This is a genomic window from Staphylococcus sp. HMSC056G08, from assembly GCF_001812305.1.
GTDB classification, from domain to species: Bacteria; Bacillota; Bacilli; order Staphylococcales; family Staphylococcaceae; genus Staphylococcus; species Staphylococcus simulans.
Genome location: NZ_KV808534.1, coordinates 85880 through 102148, shown reverse-complemented (window position 1 = coordinate 102148; position 16269 = coordinate 85880). Strand labels below are relative to the sequence as shown.

Genomic DNA, 16269 nt, shown 5'->3' with positions numbered 1-16269 from the left:
GTTTAGAAATTCACTATAGCGTGCGTATTAGATTAGTCATCTTTCTTTTTATAACGAATTGTCGGCTGATGCTCACCTTTTGTGAACGCTTCTGTTGCTTTTCGTCTGCGTTCAGCCCGTAACTTTCTGTTTTTCTTAGCTTCTCTTTTATTATAAGCAATATTCAAAGAAGCCCCTTTTTGGGTGTTGTCTTTCATATACATATACGAACCAACGTTATAAGCCGTACGTACAATCATTTGCCCAGCGACTGGTGACGTCATGTATAAGAATAAGATCGTTAATAGCGTTCTGACACTGAAATAATCACGTGTAAACCAGAAATATATAAATACGCCAATTAATGAAAACAACACAGATAAGGTCGAACTTTTCGTTGCGGCGTGTGCACGCAAGAAGATATCATCAAACTTTAAAATACCGATGGCACTAATGAGAGCGACAATAGATCCCAACAAGATAAGGACAGCTGCGAATAAACTAACGATTTCGTTTATTATCAAAGATTCGTCCTCCTTCTACGAAGCGTGAGATACCAATGGTACTCAAGAATGCGAGGATAGCGATAATTAAGCTCGCATCTAAGAAAGTTAAGGTGTTTAAGACGATACTGAGTAAGCCTACAATAGAGATAATCATCGCACCAATACTATCAAATGCGACCACCCTGTTAGGTGTTGTCGGTCCTTTAATCACACGTATCAAAGCGATAATCACCGCAATACCGTAAATGACTAAAGCACTCCGTATCATCCAATCTATGACCATTTCAATCATTTGAGCACCTCCCATATCAAACGTTCATATTTCTTAATCTGCTTGGTTAAAACTGCTTTGTCTTTTTCAGAAACATCGATCGCATGAATAAAGAAACGACTGCCATCAGGTGATACCCTGAGTACGAGCGAGCCTGGTGTCAACATAATTAACAAGGTCAGTAAAGTAATCGCCCAGTCTCTTTTCAATGACGTTTCATAAATTAATAAACCTGGGTTCATGTCATGTGATTTAAATAAGATATAGTTGATGGTTGATAAACTCGATATCAACAGCTGCATATTATAAATCAAAATGAATTTAGAAATAATCCAGACTTTCTTTAAATAGAAGACACGTTTAAAGAAGAATCGATGGATTAAATATACAATCGCAATACCAATCAGATATCCCGCAATAAATGTAGACAAGTGGAATTTATCTTCGTCTTGAAAGAGCGTCCATAATACAGCAATTAAAATATTCAGGGTTAGTTGGGCTAACATTATTCCACCTCCACATTTGGGATAACTGATTTGATATAGTCACTAGGGTTTATATTAAATTCCGCCGCATGATGTGCGACATCTAAAATCCATTCGGCACAAAGCCCCATCAGGATAGTCGCAACTGTTAATAAAATCATCGCGATCAACTTATGCGGCAAGATTGGTTGTCGTTGGACTACAGGCATCTCTTCTCTACCGAAATACATATAGAAAAAGACTTTCAATAAACTATACATCGCAATCAAGCTGGTGATAATCATCAGTGCGACACCGACCACATACCCTTCAGCGAGTGCACCTTGTATAATCAGTAATTTCCCAGGAAATCCACTGAATGGCGGTACGCCGCCAATAGATAATGTGACAATAAATAAAATAATACCTAATGACGGATGCGTATGAATCAAACCGCCCATTTGTTTATAACTTCGGTAACCTGTTAAGACAACAAAGACACCCATGACTAAGAATAATAAGGTCTTAATAATCATGTCATGACCGGCATAGAAAATCGCACCTGTCACACCTGCTTGATTCAAGGTACTGATACCCATGACTGAGAAGCCGATAGACAAGATAACTTGATAAGCGGCTATTTTCTTCACATCTTCATAACCCAGTACACCGATAGCACCAATAATCATCGTAATGATTGCCATATAATACATGAGTTGATGTGTAATATCAGGCTGTTGATCAAATAACAACACCATGACACGGATTAACGCATACACACCGACCTTTGTCATCAATCCCGCAAATAACGCAGCTAATTCAGTATTCAATGCGGCATAGGCTTTAGGCAGCCACATAAACATGACTAAAGCTGCTTTACCGCCGAACACGAAGATCATAATAATCGCAATCATCGTCATCATCGGCGGTTGGTCACTTTCACTAATCCGCATCGCTAAATGACCGAAGTTCAATGTGCCGAGTGTGCCATATAAATAAGCGACACCGATAAGGAAGAACCAAGAACTGACAACGTTCATCACGACATAAATGACACTCGCACGTAATTGTTCTAGTGTTTGACCAAGTGTTAATAAGACGAACGACGCAATCAACATAATTTCAAACATCACGTACAAGTTGAAAATATCAGCAGTTAAGAAACTGCCGTTGACACCTGTCAGCATAAATAAAATAAAAGATGGTAAGAAATAACGGTTCGCAAGATGTTCACGCTTACCAAAACCGAAATAAATAACACAAGTAACCACTAAGTTGGCAATTGTGACAAAGAAAATACTTAAAGTATCGCCGACAAATTGAATGCCGAATGGCGGCTGCCAATCACCAAAATTGATTACTAGCGGTTGATGTTGATAAACATACGCTAATAAATAAGCTGAAACTGCTGTGTTGATGATTTGAATCGTAATCGCGATACGTCTCGTAACCATTAAACGTTCTTTAAAGAAGAATAAAATTAATCCTGTGACTAAAGGCAACAACAGTGGGATTAACATCATATTATTCATCGACATCATCATCCTCACCGCGTAACGCTTCAATTCGGTTTACCCGTGTCACTTTATAAGTACGATAGACTAAGACAAGTAAGAATGCGGAAACCGCAAATCCGATGACAATTGCGGTTAAAATCAACGCTTGTGGTAAGGGATCTACATAATTACTGCCTTCATCGTTAATAATCGGTACTTTTGTACCATCAAAGCCGCTCATCGCTAAAATGACTAAGTTTGCGACGTGTGTATAAATGGCAGTACCTAAAACAATCCGAATTAAGTTTTTCGATAAAATCATATACGTGCCTGCAAAAGTTAAAATACCAATAATTATAATAAGTATGACGTTCAACTTTTATCACCACTTATCGCAAGCATAATTGTCGTCACTGAACCGACGACTGTTAATAAAATACCGAATTCAAACAATGTCACACTTGAAAGATGCACTTTCTCTAAGTAAGGCAATGTGACGTAAACATCCTCATGTGACAATAAAGGGTGTCCAAAAAACATTGGTACGATTGCGGTAGCAATGGATAATAAAGAACCTGTAATCGTAACTGCTCTGAAATCAAGCGGCAGTGAACGAATGACCTTTTCAACATCAAAGGCTAGAAACATCAGGATAAACGCTGAACTGAACACTAAACCGCCGATAAAGCCGCCACCCGGATTATCATGACCCGCTAAGAAAATATAAGAACCGAAGGTCAAAATAATGAAAACTGCTACTTTAGAAATCGTTTCTAATACAATGTCATTTTCGTGCATCTGAATCACCCTTTCTGATTTTGAATTTAATTAAGGAATAGATACCGAGACCCACTATCATAATGACAATGCCTTCTAACATGGTATCTAGTGCTCTGAAGTCTCCGAGAATTGCGTTGACAATATTTTTAGAACCTGCCAATTTATCACTATGTTCATAGAAACTTGAAATCTTATTAAACGCTTGTTCTTGTTGTGCAATAATCACAAACGTCACGACAAAGAGCGACATTAATAAAGCAATAGATAGCTTGACCGCTTCTTTCCCGACATGTACTTTATCTCGTCGTACGTTCGGTAAATGATAAAAGACTAATAAGAATAAGATAGTCGTAATCGTTTCAATCACTAACTGTGTCATCGCCAAGTCTGGCGCTCTCATTAAGACAAAGACAATCGCAATCGTATAACCGATAACACCGTTAATAATAATCATCGCCATACGTTCACGTAAGAACACTAATGCAACAGATAAGAAAGCAATATTGGCAGTGACTAAAATTTCAAACCACGTAATCGGCTTCACTTTGAAACCTTCAACAGGTATCCAACCGACGCGAATAAAACCATAAGCCAACATACCGAAGAATAAGAAATAAATCACATGTAAGTATTGATTTAATCGGTTATTCATCATCAACTGCATTCCGCTTCTACTAAAACGCTCACTTCCGCTTAACATACCCCGATAGATACTGTTGATGGATAGAAACTCTGGTAACTTGTTGTAAACATTCATCCAACGTGAACGCCATAAGAGTAAAATACCCACTACATAAATCGTTAAGGTAATCCATAACTCAGGGCTTAAACCGTGCCATGCGGCAATGTGCGGAATAAATGGTGCCACTTTATCTGAATGTCCGATATCACGTAAGGCAGGACCGATTAAATATCGTCCTAAGACGTTCGGGATAATAAAGAATAATGGCATACCGAGTGTAATCACTGCCGGCGCAATATACAGTCCTACTGGCTCATGTTCAGGTACTTGCGGTAAGCCCTCTTTGTGTAACGGGCCAAAGAAAGTATCTTTGACTAAACGTAAGCTGTAAATGAACGTAAAGAGACTGGCAACCACACCAACAATCAACATCACAGAAACAAAGACTTGGTCATACATCGTAAGTTTTTTCGCGCTGACCAATGTCGCAAAGAACATTTCCTTTGATAAGAAACCATTAAATAACGGGAGACCTGCCATCGCCATTGCGCTGATGGTCATCATCACAGTTGTGACTGGCAATAGTTTACGTAAACCGCCTAAACGCGATAAATCACGTGTGCCTGTTTCATGATCTACAATACCAACACCCATAAAGAGCACACTCTTAAAGAGCGCATGGTTGATTAAATGAAACAGTCCCGCAAATAAACTCGCAACATAAAAGGCTTGGAACCCTTGTGCTTGGTGACTATATGCTAAAAATCCAAAGCCGACCATCGACATAATCATGCCGAGTTGACTGATTGTGGAATAAGCAAGCAATCCTTTTAAATCACGTTGTCCAACTGCCACAAAGGAACCGACCATTAAAGTGATAATACCAATTGTGATAACAATATAAGCTACCCATGGCTCATAACCTAATATCGGTGTAAAACGAAATAGTAAGTATAATCCGGCTTTAACCATTGTCGCAGAGTGCAGATAAGCACTGACAGGTGTCGGTGCTTCCATCGCATCTGGCAACCAGATATGAAATGGAAATTGTGCCGATTTCGTAAAGGCACCTAATAAAATAAAGACAACCGCAAGTGGGAACCAAGGAGATTCATACATCGTTTGGCGAACGGGAATTTGCACTAATTCAGAAATAGTATTTGTACCGGTAATGTTAAATAAAATCACAAACCCAACCATCATAAACATGCCGCCAAAGACAGTGATTAAGAATGATTTCATTGCGCCTGCCTGACTTGTTGGTCGGTTATACCAATAAGCAATTAATAAGAAAGACGCAATACTCGTTAACTCCCAAAATACGTACAGCAGTATGGTATTATTTGCTAGCACAACGCCTAACATCGCAAACATGAACATTAATAAATACACGTGGAACCTTGGCAAATCATCATGTGCTTTTGATAGGTATGCATTCGCATATAATACAACACCTGTACCAATTAAAGTGATTAACAAGGCAAAGATTAAAGACAAGCCATCTAATCTGAACGCAAAATTTACATCGATTGACGGCATCCACGGCAATGAAACCATAACCAGTTGATTGGCGGCGATGCGTGGAATCATGGTTATAAAATAAATTGCGCTGATAACGGGCGCACTTAACGCTATCCATCCAGCTTGTCTGCTTAAAGTTGTTCTGTATCGACCCGTGTTATGCGTAATTTCTTGTTGTGCTTGTTCTGATGCTGACGCTGGTCGTGCAGAACGATTCGGCAGGTTTGTCATGAGTACGAACAACATCACAACAATAATAAAGACAAACAGCCAAATAAGGCTCATAAGAAGTGAGACTCCTTTCTATAGTTGAGTTAAAGTCATATCTAAAAAATAAAAATTAAAGATCTAATTGAATCGTAATCGTGCGGTTTTGTTGCGGAACATCTATAAATTTGAGGGTCTCAGATAAAGTCTGATGACCGAGGTATTTTTGTATCACTGTAAGCGGTGTACCCGATTGGTACGCATGATAAGCAAAAGTTTTACGTAAAGATTGAAGACCGACTTGAGAGAGTCCATTTTGAACAGCAGCATCATGAATAATACGATACGCTTGTTGACGAGAGAGCGGACGCTTTGTTTTCATAGAACGAAATAGATAATCGTCATGACCAATTCCTTTATCTTTCATAAATTCATCCAATTCCTCACATAACGATTGAGGCAACGGCACATTAATTTCAGATATCCCAGGTTGTCGCCAAACATTAATCACAGCCTGACAATGCTCATCTTGTGTTAAAACATCTAGTCCTTTTAAATGAATTAACGTACTAATTCTTAAACCTGTATGTATTGCTAAACGAAACAACAAATAATCACGCTGGTTATGTTCACGTAACGTTTCATACATCGCTTCAATGTCCGATTTATCCTTAATCGGCAACACACATTCCATGAAAAGCCCACTCCTTTCTAATTAACAAAATATTGCCACATTAAATTAATGATACTTAATCATTATAATTCATATTTAAGTAACATTAAAGTAACGAAGTCTCATTTTTTCAAAAAATTTAAAATCGTTTATTTGTTAAAAATCATAAAAAAGAAGCGAGCCAAAGCTCACTTCCTTTAACTTGTATTAATTTTTAATATCACAAATCGCGCTAAAATTCTTTATCCTTCTTAGAATGCTTCATTACTTTTGGAGGTTTCCCTACTAAGAAATATGAAAATAAAATGACTAATATGCCTAATAAGGCTGAATAAATGAGGATATATAACTTTTCATTTGGCATTGGAATTATGTATTGCATTGTACAATAGACTAAAAATGCGATTAACCCTATTCTTATCGCATAACTAAAACAGCTCATACTTAGACCTCCAAATCTGATAGACGTTTTAAAATCCTTTACCATTAATTGTCACAGTTCTTATCTCTCTTAACTTCACCGTATCATTCTTTTAAACTTTTATTAATTATTTCCATTAAAAAGAAGCGAGCCAAAGCTCACTTCTTCTTATTAGTCTAATCGAATAATAGGTTGTTGTTCATTATTACCTATCATGATTTTACTTTCTACCGCTTGTATTTGTGACTTAGGAATATTTAATTTTTTCAAATCTGCAACCTTATATTCTTTCATGAACCCATTTTCAATCTCTTGATTATAATCTGCATAATATGTTTGCGTTCCCCATACTATAACTTTTTCATGCGAAATACCAACTAAAACAGAATATGGTCCAGAACGCGGGTCAAATATATAATAAACCATATCTGTTGGCGCATGAATTAATTTCATTTCACTTTCTGGCTGAATCAAATGGACTTCATTTACTTTGAAATGATGTATTTTACCATCATCTGTTCTACCTGAATATTTACCTTCTAACACTTCTTGCCCTGTGATATATTTTTGATCAAAATTCGGATTCAATATCATCAATGCTACATTGTGTTTAATCTCTTGTTCTGTTAAAGGTCCTTTTTGTGTTTGCGGTTCTTCTTTTTGATTCTCTGTACTTTCTTTTGAAGTATTGGTTTGATTATTATTTTTTGTTTCTGATGTTACTTTGTCTTGTTTAGCGTTTGTTTCTTTTGTCTCTGTTTTCTGTTCTGATGACTTAGAAGTTTGTTTATCTTCTTGTGATTGTGTTCCACATGCGGCTAATAAAAGTAGACTCAAGATCATTGTGAGTATCATTCTAAGTTGTTTCATCTTTTACGCCTCAATTCTCAGGGACAAACTGTAATGTGTGCGGTGTTGCTTGATAGATATGTCGTGTTAGCGTAACGATTTCATTTGAATCGAGTTTCAACTGTTCAAGTTCTTTCACTTTAAAGACTTGTGTCTCTTCTTCTTGAATGAATTGATTATAATCTAATTTTACTTTTTGAGATACTGCATCTTCAGAACTGATTGTTGATTTACCAATAACGATTTCATTATCAGATACACCGATTACTGTTTTCTTGTCAGGATCTTTTGTATGTGTTACAAAATAATACTGCATGCCTTCAGGACTATTTTCTACTTGAGGTACTTCTAAAGATTGGAAAAGTATATAGTTCGGAATGCGAACTTGTTGTCCGTCATCTGTTGTATAAGTTTTCTGTTTTAAATCTTTAGCGTTAACGTATGTTTTGTTTAACTTAGGATCTAGTAGCATCATCGCGATATGTTTTCTATCCATATCTGCTTCAGGACCAGGTGCAAGAGCCTCAGGCCCTTTAACTTTACCGCTATCTCTTTCTAAATTTGGTTCTTCATTTTTCTTTGATGAATCTGAGGATTGAGCATCTTTTTCAGTTGTTGCTTTATCAGCTTCTTGTTGCGTTTGTTTAGCTTGTACATTCTTATTTGTATCAGTGTCAGCATGCGCTTTATCTTTTTTCTCCGCTTCATGTACTTCTATTTTTATATCTTGTTTAGTGTGGTACGTCGTATGTGTTTGTTTTTTCTCTTTAGGTGATTGGTCTTGTGATTGAGTGTCGGTTGTTTCTTCTTGTTTTTGGTCTGCTTGTTTTTCATTGTTGTCTTTATGGCCACAACTTGCTAAAAGTAGAGTTGAACAAAGCAGTCCAAGCAATAAATGTTGTCGTTTCATGATGTATACCTCCCGATACTTTATTCTTTATAAATATTATACATTAGAAGCTACATTTCCACTATGTAATCCTTATCAAATTCGTCTTTTTAATAAGTTTTGTTTCTTGTCATTGCGGGAAGTTATTAATTATGTAATTATAAATGAATTCAAAATTAATTTTGTTCATAACTTTGTAGAGAGAAAGGAGGCAATTTATGAGTGAGATTAAAGTAGGAATCATTGCTGCTCCAGGGTTTCCTATGGATTTATCAGAGACACTAGCTGAACAAATGCCTACTTCACTAAATAGTAAATTAAAAGAAGATATCAAATGGACTTTCGAATGTGTTTCTGACCCATTAATTGGTTCTGCGGAAGACGTCAACAAAAGTTTAGACGCAGCTCAATCTCTTAAAACCCATCATAAATGGGACTATGCGATTGTTGTGACAGACTTACCCATTGTCGAACAACGTAAAGTAATAGTAGGTAATTTAGATGAACCTATGGCTACTGGATTAATCTCAATTCCGGCTTTAGGTTTATTTGGTGTGAAAAGTAAATTGAAACAATGTCTGCTTTATTTTGCGGAAATTATATATTTACATCAAACGAACGAGGATTATCAAACAAAAAAATTAAATCTTTCATTATTTACACGTGTAAAACCCATTAGAAATATATTCGATGATAAACAAGAAAATGATATGGAAACGCAAGATGATCAAGAAGCCGGAGATGATAACTCCCACTCCAAAACAACAACCAAGTTTATTTTAAACCCACTTATTATAAGTTGGATTTTATTATTAGCTGGAATGACCAGAGCCAATCAACCACTTAAAGAAATTCCAAACTTCAAAAAGATTATTTCCATTTCCTTTGCGACAGCTACATACTTAACCATTTTCTCTACCCCATGGCAATTAAGTATTGAATATACTAACTTAAGATTTATCTTTATGACGACACTAGCCATTGGCGGAATGACCCTTTGGATTATGTATGCACACTCGTTATGGGAACATGAAACTTCGTTAACAACTAAAACTTATCGAACAGTTTACAATGTAACAACTGTCTTAACTCTATTGATTATTATTGTATTCAGCTATCTCATCTTATTCTTACTGCTTACAATCAGTGTCGCTTTATTTGTGCCGAATGATTTATATAACATGCAGACGATTAATGAAGGCCAGCGTACACTCGGACAGTTCTTGTACCTTGTATGGTTTGTGACATCACTTGGTTTCTTAGCAGGTGCTTTAGGCGCATCTGTCGAAAACGAAAAGAAAATTCGTGCTATGACTTACTCTTATCGTCAACGTGCACGCTATGAAGAAGCAAAAGAATGGGAAGCTTCTAATTACTATTCATCAGAATCACACCAAAAAGATAATAATGATAACGATCAAAACAATTAAAGAAAGGAGGCTGTAAATTTATGGAACAACTTGTCGTAGGCATTATCGCTTCACCTGGTATTGCGAATAAACTTTCGCATAAATTAGTAGACACATTACCCGGTTTATTAAATGATTACATTTCATCTCAATACGAATGGAAAATTGAAGTCATTGTTGATGCGTTAACAGGATCTGCAGAAGATGCAGACCAAGCCTATCAAAAAACTGAAGATTACTTAGATCGTTATAACTGGAACTATATTATCAGCTTAACTGACTTACCATTACTTCATGATAATGAGTCAGTCATCGCTGTTGATATCAACGAAGAAAACGGAGCAAGTATTATTTCAATTCCCGCTTATGGTTGGCGTCCTGTTACCAAACGTCTAGAAAGAACAGTGCTGACGATTATTCATGAAATCAATCTATTTTTCAGTGACAACCCAAATCAAAACAATGAAGATGAAAATCATCAAGCAACCTATCGAGAAATATTTCCTTTCTCAAAACTAAGAAAAATCCGTACTTACACTGATGATACACATACTATGCATATCCGTTATATTGTCGCATCTAAAACATCTGGTTACTTCCGTTTACTCAGTGGAATGACCTTTGCGAATAACCCATTAAGATTAATGCAAAGTATGAATAGTGTAATCGCAATCGCATTTACAACCGGCGCATCCGGTTTAATCTTCTCCACCATGTGGTCTTTAAGTAATACCTTTACCACATGGAGATTAACAGTCATGTCCCTCTTTGCGATTTTCGGTATGATTTTATGGATTATCTTAGCGCATAACTTATGGGAAAGTGAACGCTTCAGTATTAATAAACGTATTACGCGGTTGTATAATTTAACAACTCTGACCACACTGACAACGTCAGTCATTATTTATTATGTAACACTCTTTACAATATATTTGATTGCGGCTTCTGTATTATTACCAGCACATTTCTTAGGAAAGACTTTAGAACTCGGACATCCTGCCACATTTACTCTTTATCTGTCTATCGCATGGTTCGCAGCTTCTCTTTCAACAATTGCTGGTGCCATTGGTGCAGGTATGCGTAACGAAGAACTGGTACGAGAAAGTACGTATGGTTCTAGACAACAAATGAGAAAAGCCTTAATCAAAGAACGTTCTGATAATAACTAACTATTGAAATCAAGATGCAATGACATCTTGGTTTCTTTTTTTATTTACTACTCTTTTTATAGCGTGGTAGCCTCACGGTTGTCTGAGTTCAGACATCCCAACCTCTTAAAACCGCTTAATATCAGCACTTCTATACATAATACTTTAACCTCCAATTGAGTATCAAAGAAATAAGCAGTTTGTCTTGTAAGCGAATTATTTTTTGTAATTTTCTCACGCATGACAAAAAATTCACAAATTATTACCAAAAGACAAATTATAATGATTTGATATTTATGATACGCTATATTTAAGAATTCCTAAAAATTTTGTTAAAACTTGTTAAATAGTATCACTCGAAAACTTTACAATTTTAGCGAGGGAGCCGAGTTAAATGGAAATCAAACAGTATGTATTGCGTATCAAAAGCAAAATCCTATTACAGCCGACTGACTTGGTATTTCACAAAGGTGAAATCAATCATATTATTGGCAGAAATGAAGTTGGCAAGTCTCAATTAGCTAAAGATTTCGTACTTAATCACAGCGGTCATATGCGCCCAGAGATTACAGAAAACACAACTTTGATTAGTAATGCATCATGTATTCCAAGAGATATCACTAAAGATTTTCTCATTCAATTACTCAAGAGTTATTTTATTTGTACCGTCAAAATCGATTACTTGGGTGACTTGTTAGGGATTGAAACTATTCCTGATCACATCCCTATTCGAAAGTTAAACAAAGGACAACAAGAAAAGCTGAAGCTATTAAGTTTTCTATCAGAAGACAAACCTATCATCATTTTAGATGAGATCACAAAAGACTTAGATGAAACAACAGTTCACGACTTCTATACTTTCTTTAATAACTATATTTCAGATAATCCTGAAAAAGTAATTATCAATATTACACATAGCGCAAAAGATTTAACATACCTACCTGGTAAGTACTTTTTATTTAAAGACCTGACGATTGAAGAATATGATTCTAAAGAAGCAGTTGTCGATGAATACATTTGTTTCTAAAAACTTGAGGTGTGCAAAATGAGGTTAGAGTTAAGAAAAACAGCGTTTAACAAAATAACACTGATTCTTGGTTCGCTTTTTTTATTACTATTCGTTTTAGGTTATGGCTTTACCACCTTTATGAATGATGGTCAAAGCTTGTCATATGGTGAATATTTCTTCAACACATATACGATTGCGGTAGAAACTGGATTCATACTCTTTTCATTCATCATCGCTTATTACTTCAATAAAGAGTATGCAGATCAAAACATCTTATTTTATAAGTTATTAGGAAATACAGACTTCACCTTCTTTTACAAAAAGATGTTTGTCATTTTCTTAGAGTGCTTTGTATTTGTATGTATTGGCATCACTGCCATTTCTTTGATGTTTGGTAATTTCTCGCATTATTTCTTTTTAATCATCATGTTTTCTTTATTAATCTTGCAGTATATCTTAATCATTGGAACAATCAGTATTTTAATTTCCAAAATTTTAATCAGTGTTATTGTCAGTCTAATCTATTGGGTTATTTCTATTGTCTTAGTAATGCTTAATCCAACCATCTTCGGCATCCTTGCGCCTTTTGAAGCAAGCAATGTCATGTATCCTAACGTTGATGCTACATTGAATGGAGATACCTTAGCACTGACTTCTTACGATATTACATTACTGATTGTTTATTTCCATTTACTCTTTGCGATCAACTTCGTCGTACTTTTCTTTGCGCGAAAACGTTGGTTGCAATTAGGGCTATAACTTGAAAACATAAAAAAGAGGCAGAGTTAAATCCTCCTCTTTTTTCTACATACTTCTTAATAGAAAGGTGTATACATTAAATATGAATGACTCAATGTTCTGGAAACCCTTCATGATACCTGTGTATTTAATGGTTGCCTTTTTAGGTTTTCTATTATTTAAATTTTATATCCAAGCAAACATGGCTTCTATTATTTTAATTGTCGGTCCATTAATTTATGTGGCAATTGCTTCTATCATTTATAACACTAATCGTAAAAGACAAAATAAATAGCGTTGTATATTTTTAAATAACTGTTGTGCTATCATTCTGCAAAATTGATTCACAACAGTTATTTATATATTTAACTATTTTCGTTTTCTACTTCTGTCAGCATAAAGCGCAGTAATTTATCAACCTGAGGATCTTTGATGAAATAATACGCCATTTTCCCTTCTTTTCGGAAATCTATAACTTCTTTTTTATAGAGTATGCGTAAATGATGAGAAGTAGAGGCAATACTCATTTGAAGCAATTTCGCAATGTCGCAAACACACAGTTTCTCTTCTTCAAGCAACGCAAATAAAATCGTTAATTTCTTTTTATCACCTATTGCGTTTAAAGTATTCATTGCCTTAATAGTGTGTGTTTCATTTAAGAAGTTAGAAGCATTTTTTACTTTATCTTCATGCACATACATGATGTCACATTGTTCATTAGACACCTATCCCCCATCCTTTCTATGAAACAAAGCTTAACAATGTTTGTATAGTTTTGTTTTCAATCAAAATGTATAAACCTAAGCCAATATAGATAATTGCCATAATCCATCGATTATATTTCTCCACAGTTTCACCAATACCCGGAACTTTTGCTAATTTTTGTGCAGAGAATACCAATAAGAAAATCATGATTACAAATACAATTAATGTCACAATAACTTGCGCTAAAGTCAAACTGACAAAGTACGGTACAAATAAACCGATATTATCTGCTCCACAGCTTGCTAGGGTAACAAGCGCAACAATGCCAACTAATTTGGACAGTCCTTTTTTATCCAACTCTCTCTTGGCACGTGCTTCCCCTTCACAATCATCAAATAATGCCACTTTGAATCCTAAATATAGAGGGATGATACCTAATAAACCTAACATCCATTTCTCAGGTACATAGTGTAAGACAAACGCAAAAAACAAACTGATGACAATTAAGGCACCTGATCCTAAAAACTGTCCAATATAAATATCACGATACTCACGTTTGGTTTGTGCACGTGCGAAATAAATCAACAAAATCACTAATAAATCTAAAGCAGTCGCTGTATAAAGTATGACTGCAGTCAAAGCGGTCTGTATCACTTTGTCACCTCATTCAAAAATAAATTTGAATGTATTATAACACTCTAAGAGTTAAAATTACAGGTCATAATAAAAAGACCTTCATAAAACGAAGGTCTTGAACTCTATCATTATGAACGCAGTATCTTCTTAACAGCTTTCGCAAATTGTTTAGGTTGTTGTGCATAACCGTAATGTCCACCTGTAACTTGAAACAGATTTGCATTTAAGCTATGCGCAAAATATTTAGCCGCTTCATACCCTAGCGATTCTTTCGATTGTTCACCTTGCAAGAACTTGATTGAAACATCTTTGGCCTCCAAAGTTTCTATATCAATTTGATAATTCAAATATTGCCGGAGTTCATATTGAAGCCAAATGTTTGTTGATTCACTACTGCGTATTTGTGAAGTGCTCGGTGAACAAACCGCACAAGGAGCAATCGTATTCTCTACTAACACCTGCATATCTGAGTGCGAAGGATTAATCAAACGTTCATACTGACGCATTGCAGCCGGCACTCCTTCAATCATTGTAGTACGTGCGATTTGTTCAGTTTGCGGCACATAATCTTCTCTGTTTGGAAGTACTGAAGTATTTAAAGGCTCATGAACAAGTAATGTCTTAACTAATTCTGGATACATACACGCAAATTCTAATGCAGGCACAGCACCTGTGTCTGTCGCAAAAAGATAAACAGGATGATTACTAAGCGTTTGTATTAATGTTTTAATATCTTCAACATCCATGGTTAAACAATACGTATCTTTGGTGTTTGCGATAGAACTTGGTAAAGCCGTTAACAATTCACTTGCTCTATAACCTCGTCTATCAGGTAAGACAACAGTAAAATGATCTTCTAGCTTATGTGCTAAATCCAAATAACTATCATTGATCCCGCTAGCGCCAGGAATACATAACAAAATCGGTCCATGTCCCATCATGTCATAACGAATGATTGCATTATTTGTTTCTAAAGCATACATTTCTCTCATTCCTTTAACTCCATCATTACTATCATCATACCTCAATCTCCATCAACATATAAATCAACTGCATCTCTTGTCTGACTTAAATGTGCGATATGATTTGTATAGTCTTTCGCAAGATATGTGTAGAATAAAGTGTCTACAGTGATGAGCTGTGCGATTAACGAACTTGTTGCGGCTAATCGTAAACTACGATCTGAGCTTGCGTCATGGAACAAACACTCATCCGCTTCATTGGCGAGTTCTGAATCTTTTCGACTGGTCATACCGATAACCGGAACATGATAATGGCGCGCGACTTGCGCTAACTTTAATGTTTCTCGGTTTTGGCCTGAATTTGAGATACCTATCATTAAAGTACCTTCATTGTTACTTCCAGCTAGCGTTGTAGCGATAATGTGTGCATCCGAACTATGAACAACATTCATGCCAGCTCTTGTAAATTTTTGAAAGATATCTTCTGCCACAATATGACTTGCGCCTACTCCAAACACAACTAACTTCTTACATTGTCTTAATTTTTCAGCAATTGTTTCTAACGTTTGATCATCTAATAAAGTTTCTGTTGTTTTCAGAGTATACGCTGCTCGATTGAACAGTTTACTTTTAATTTCATTAGCAGGTTCATCTTGCTCCATTTCTTGATACACACTAGCCTGATGATTAGGTAAATAACTCGAAATGGCTAACTTCAAATCCACTAGCCCTTTGAATCCTAATTTATGCACACAACGGATAACAGTAGCTGAACTTGTTTGCGTTTCTTTACCTAACGCTTGTGCACTCATTTCTAATACCGCTTCCGGTGCTTCAATCAAATATCGTGCCACTTGTTGTTCGTTTTTAGTCAGTTGTTCCATCTGTTCTTCAATATAAATTAATAGTTGTTCATTTCCCATA

Annotated in this window: 19 protein-coding genes; 5 read left to right on the top strand and 14 right to left on the bottom strand. The window is 35.8% G+C overall.

Annotated features, from left to right (window positions below; genetic code table 11):
- Positions 1–32: 32 nt before the first annotated feature.
- From HMPREF2846_RS13080 to HMPREF2846_RS13030, 10 genes are all read right to left on the bottom strand, one after another.
- Positions 33–503: a Na+/H+ antiporter subunit G gene (locus tag HMPREF2846_RS13080; RefSeq protein ID WP_002479960.1), complete on the bottom strand. Its 471-nt coding sequence runs from the start codon at positions 501–503 to the stop codon at positions 33–35.
- Positions 481–777: a Na(+)/H(+) antiporter subunit F1 gene (locus tag HMPREF2846_RS13075; protein ID WP_023015570.1), complete on the bottom strand. Its 297-nt coding sequence runs from the start codon at positions 775–777 to the stop codon at positions 481–483. The genes HMPREF2846_RS13080 and HMPREF2846_RS13075 overlap by 23 nt, the downstream gene beginning before the upstream one ends.
- The gene (locus HMPREF2846_RS13070) at positions 774–1262 is read right to left on the bottom strand and encodes a Na+/H+ antiporter subunit E (protein ID WP_002479962.1); all 489 of its coding nucleotides are present in this window, start codon (positions 1260–1262) and stop codon (positions 774–776) included. The genes HMPREF2846_RS13075 and HMPREF2846_RS13070 overlap by 4 nt, the downstream gene beginning before the upstream one ends.
- Positions 1262–2758: a Na+/H+ antiporter subunit D gene (locus tag HMPREF2846_RS13065; protein ID WP_002479963.1), complete on the bottom strand. Its 1497-nt coding sequence runs from the start codon at positions 2756–2758 to the stop codon at positions 1262–1264. The genes HMPREF2846_RS13070 and HMPREF2846_RS13065 overlap by 1 nt, the downstream gene beginning before the upstream one ends.
- Complete coding sequence (locus HMPREF2846_RS13060; protein ID WP_023015572.1) at positions 2745–3092, bottom strand: Na(+)/H(+) antiporter subunit C; 348 nt, start codon at positions 3090–3092, stop codon at positions 2745–2747. The genes HMPREF2846_RS13065 and HMPREF2846_RS13060 overlap by 14 nt, the downstream gene beginning before the upstream one ends.
- Entirely contained in the window at positions 3089–3514 is a 426-nt protein-coding gene (locus HMPREF2846_RS13055; RefSeq protein WP_002479965.1) for a monovalent cation/H+ antiporter subunit B, read from the bottom strand. The genes HMPREF2846_RS13060 and HMPREF2846_RS13055 overlap by 4 nt, the downstream gene beginning before the upstream one ends.
- Positions 3501–5984, bottom strand: a complete 2484-nt coding sequence (locus HMPREF2846_RS13050) for a DUF4040 family protein (protein WP_070626813.1) — start codon at positions 5982–5984, stop codon at positions 3501–3503. Before HMPREF2846_RS13050 ends, HMPREF2846_RS13055 begins: the two co-directional genes overlap by 14 nt.
- 55 nt (positions 5985–6039) lie before the next feature.
- Positions 6040–6600 carry a tyrosine-type recombinase/integrase gene (locus tag HMPREF2846_RS13045; RefSeq protein ID WP_002479967.1) on the bottom strand — a complete coding sequence of 187 codons (561 nt, stop codon included), beginning with the start codon at positions 6598–6600 and terminating at the stop codon, positions 6040–6042.
- Positions 6601–7171: 571 nt separating this feature from the next.
- Positions 7172–7870: a hypothetical protein gene (locus HMPREF2846_RS13035; protein ID WP_070626811.1), complete on the bottom strand. Its 699-nt coding sequence runs from the start codon at positions 7868–7870 to the stop codon at positions 7172–7174.
- Positions 7871–7880: 10 nt separating this feature from the next.
- Positions 7881–8759 (bottom strand): hypothetical protein, encoded by an 879-nt coding sequence (locus HMPREF2846_RS13030; RefSeq protein WP_070626810.1) that lies wholly within the window; start codon positions 8757–8759, stop codon positions 7881–7883.
- Positions 8760–8956: 197 nt separating this feature from the next.
- On the opposite strand from HMPREF2846_RS13030, the gene HMPREF2846_RS13025 reads away from it, so the two are divergent.
- The 5 genes from HMPREF2846_RS13025 (at position 8957) to HMPREF2846_RS13005 (ending at position 13337) form a co-directional block, all read left to right on the top strand.
- Positions 8957–10168: a hypothetical protein gene (locus tag HMPREF2846_RS13025; protein ID WP_070626809.1), complete on the top strand. Its 1212-nt coding sequence runs from the start codon at positions 8957–8959 to the stop codon at positions 10166–10168.
- A gap of 20 nt (positions 10169–10188) precedes the next feature.
- The gene (locus HMPREF2846_RS13020; protein WP_070626808.1) at positions 10189–11316 is read left to right on the top strand and encodes a 5,10-methylene-tetrahydrofolate dehydrogenase; all 1128 of its coding nucleotides are present in this window, start codon (positions 10189–10191) and stop codon (positions 11314–11316) included.
- A 373-nt stretch (positions 11317–11689) separates the two neighbouring features.
- Entirely contained in the window at positions 11690–12322 is a 633-nt protein-coding gene (locus tag HMPREF2846_RS13015; protein ID WP_060804433.1) for an ATP-binding cassette domain-containing protein, read from the top strand.
- Between the two features lie 18 nt (positions 12323–12340).
- Entirely contained in the window at positions 12341–13063 is a 723-nt protein-coding gene (locus HMPREF2846_RS13010; RefSeq protein WP_070626807.1) for a peptide ABC transporter permease, read from the top strand.
- 82 nt (positions 13064–13145) lie between these two features.
- Positions 13146–13337, top strand: a complete 192-nt coding sequence (locus HMPREF2846_RS13005) for a hypothetical protein (RefSeq protein ID WP_057510076.1) — start codon at positions 13146–13148, stop codon at positions 13335–13337.
- 70 nt (positions 13338–13407) lie between these two features.
- Here HMPREF2846_RS13005 and HMPREF2846_RS13000 read toward each other — a convergent pair whose 3' ends face one another.
- The 4 genes from HMPREF2846_RS13000 to HMPREF2846_RS12985 all read right to left on the bottom strand — a co-directional run bounded on the left by HMPREF2846_RS13000 (position 13408) and on the right by HMPREF2846_RS12985 (position 16268).
- Positions 13408–13743, bottom strand: coding sequence for an ArsR/SmtB family transcription factor (locus HMPREF2846_RS13000; protein ID WP_107529459.1), 336 nt, complete (start codon positions 13741–13743; stop codon positions 13408–13410).
- Positions 13744–13783: 40 nt separating this feature from the next.
- A complete protein-coding gene (locus tag HMPREF2846_RS12995; protein ID WP_070626806.1) occupies positions 13784–14401 on the bottom strand; it encodes a CadD family cadmium resistance transporter in 618 nt (205 codons plus the stop codon).
- Between the two features lie 110 nt (positions 14402–14511).
- Complete coding sequence (locus HMPREF2846_RS12990; RefSeq protein ID WP_070626805.1) at positions 14512–15375, bottom strand: alpha/beta fold hydrolase; 864 nt, start codon at positions 15373–15375, stop codon at positions 14512–14514.
- A gap of 32 nt (positions 15376–15407) precedes the next feature.
- Complete coding sequence (locus HMPREF2846_RS12985; protein ID WP_023015584.1) at positions 15408–16268, bottom strand: MurR/RpiR family transcriptional regulator; 861 nt, start codon at positions 16266–16268, stop codon at positions 15408–15410.
- Position 16269: the final 1 nt, after the last annotated feature.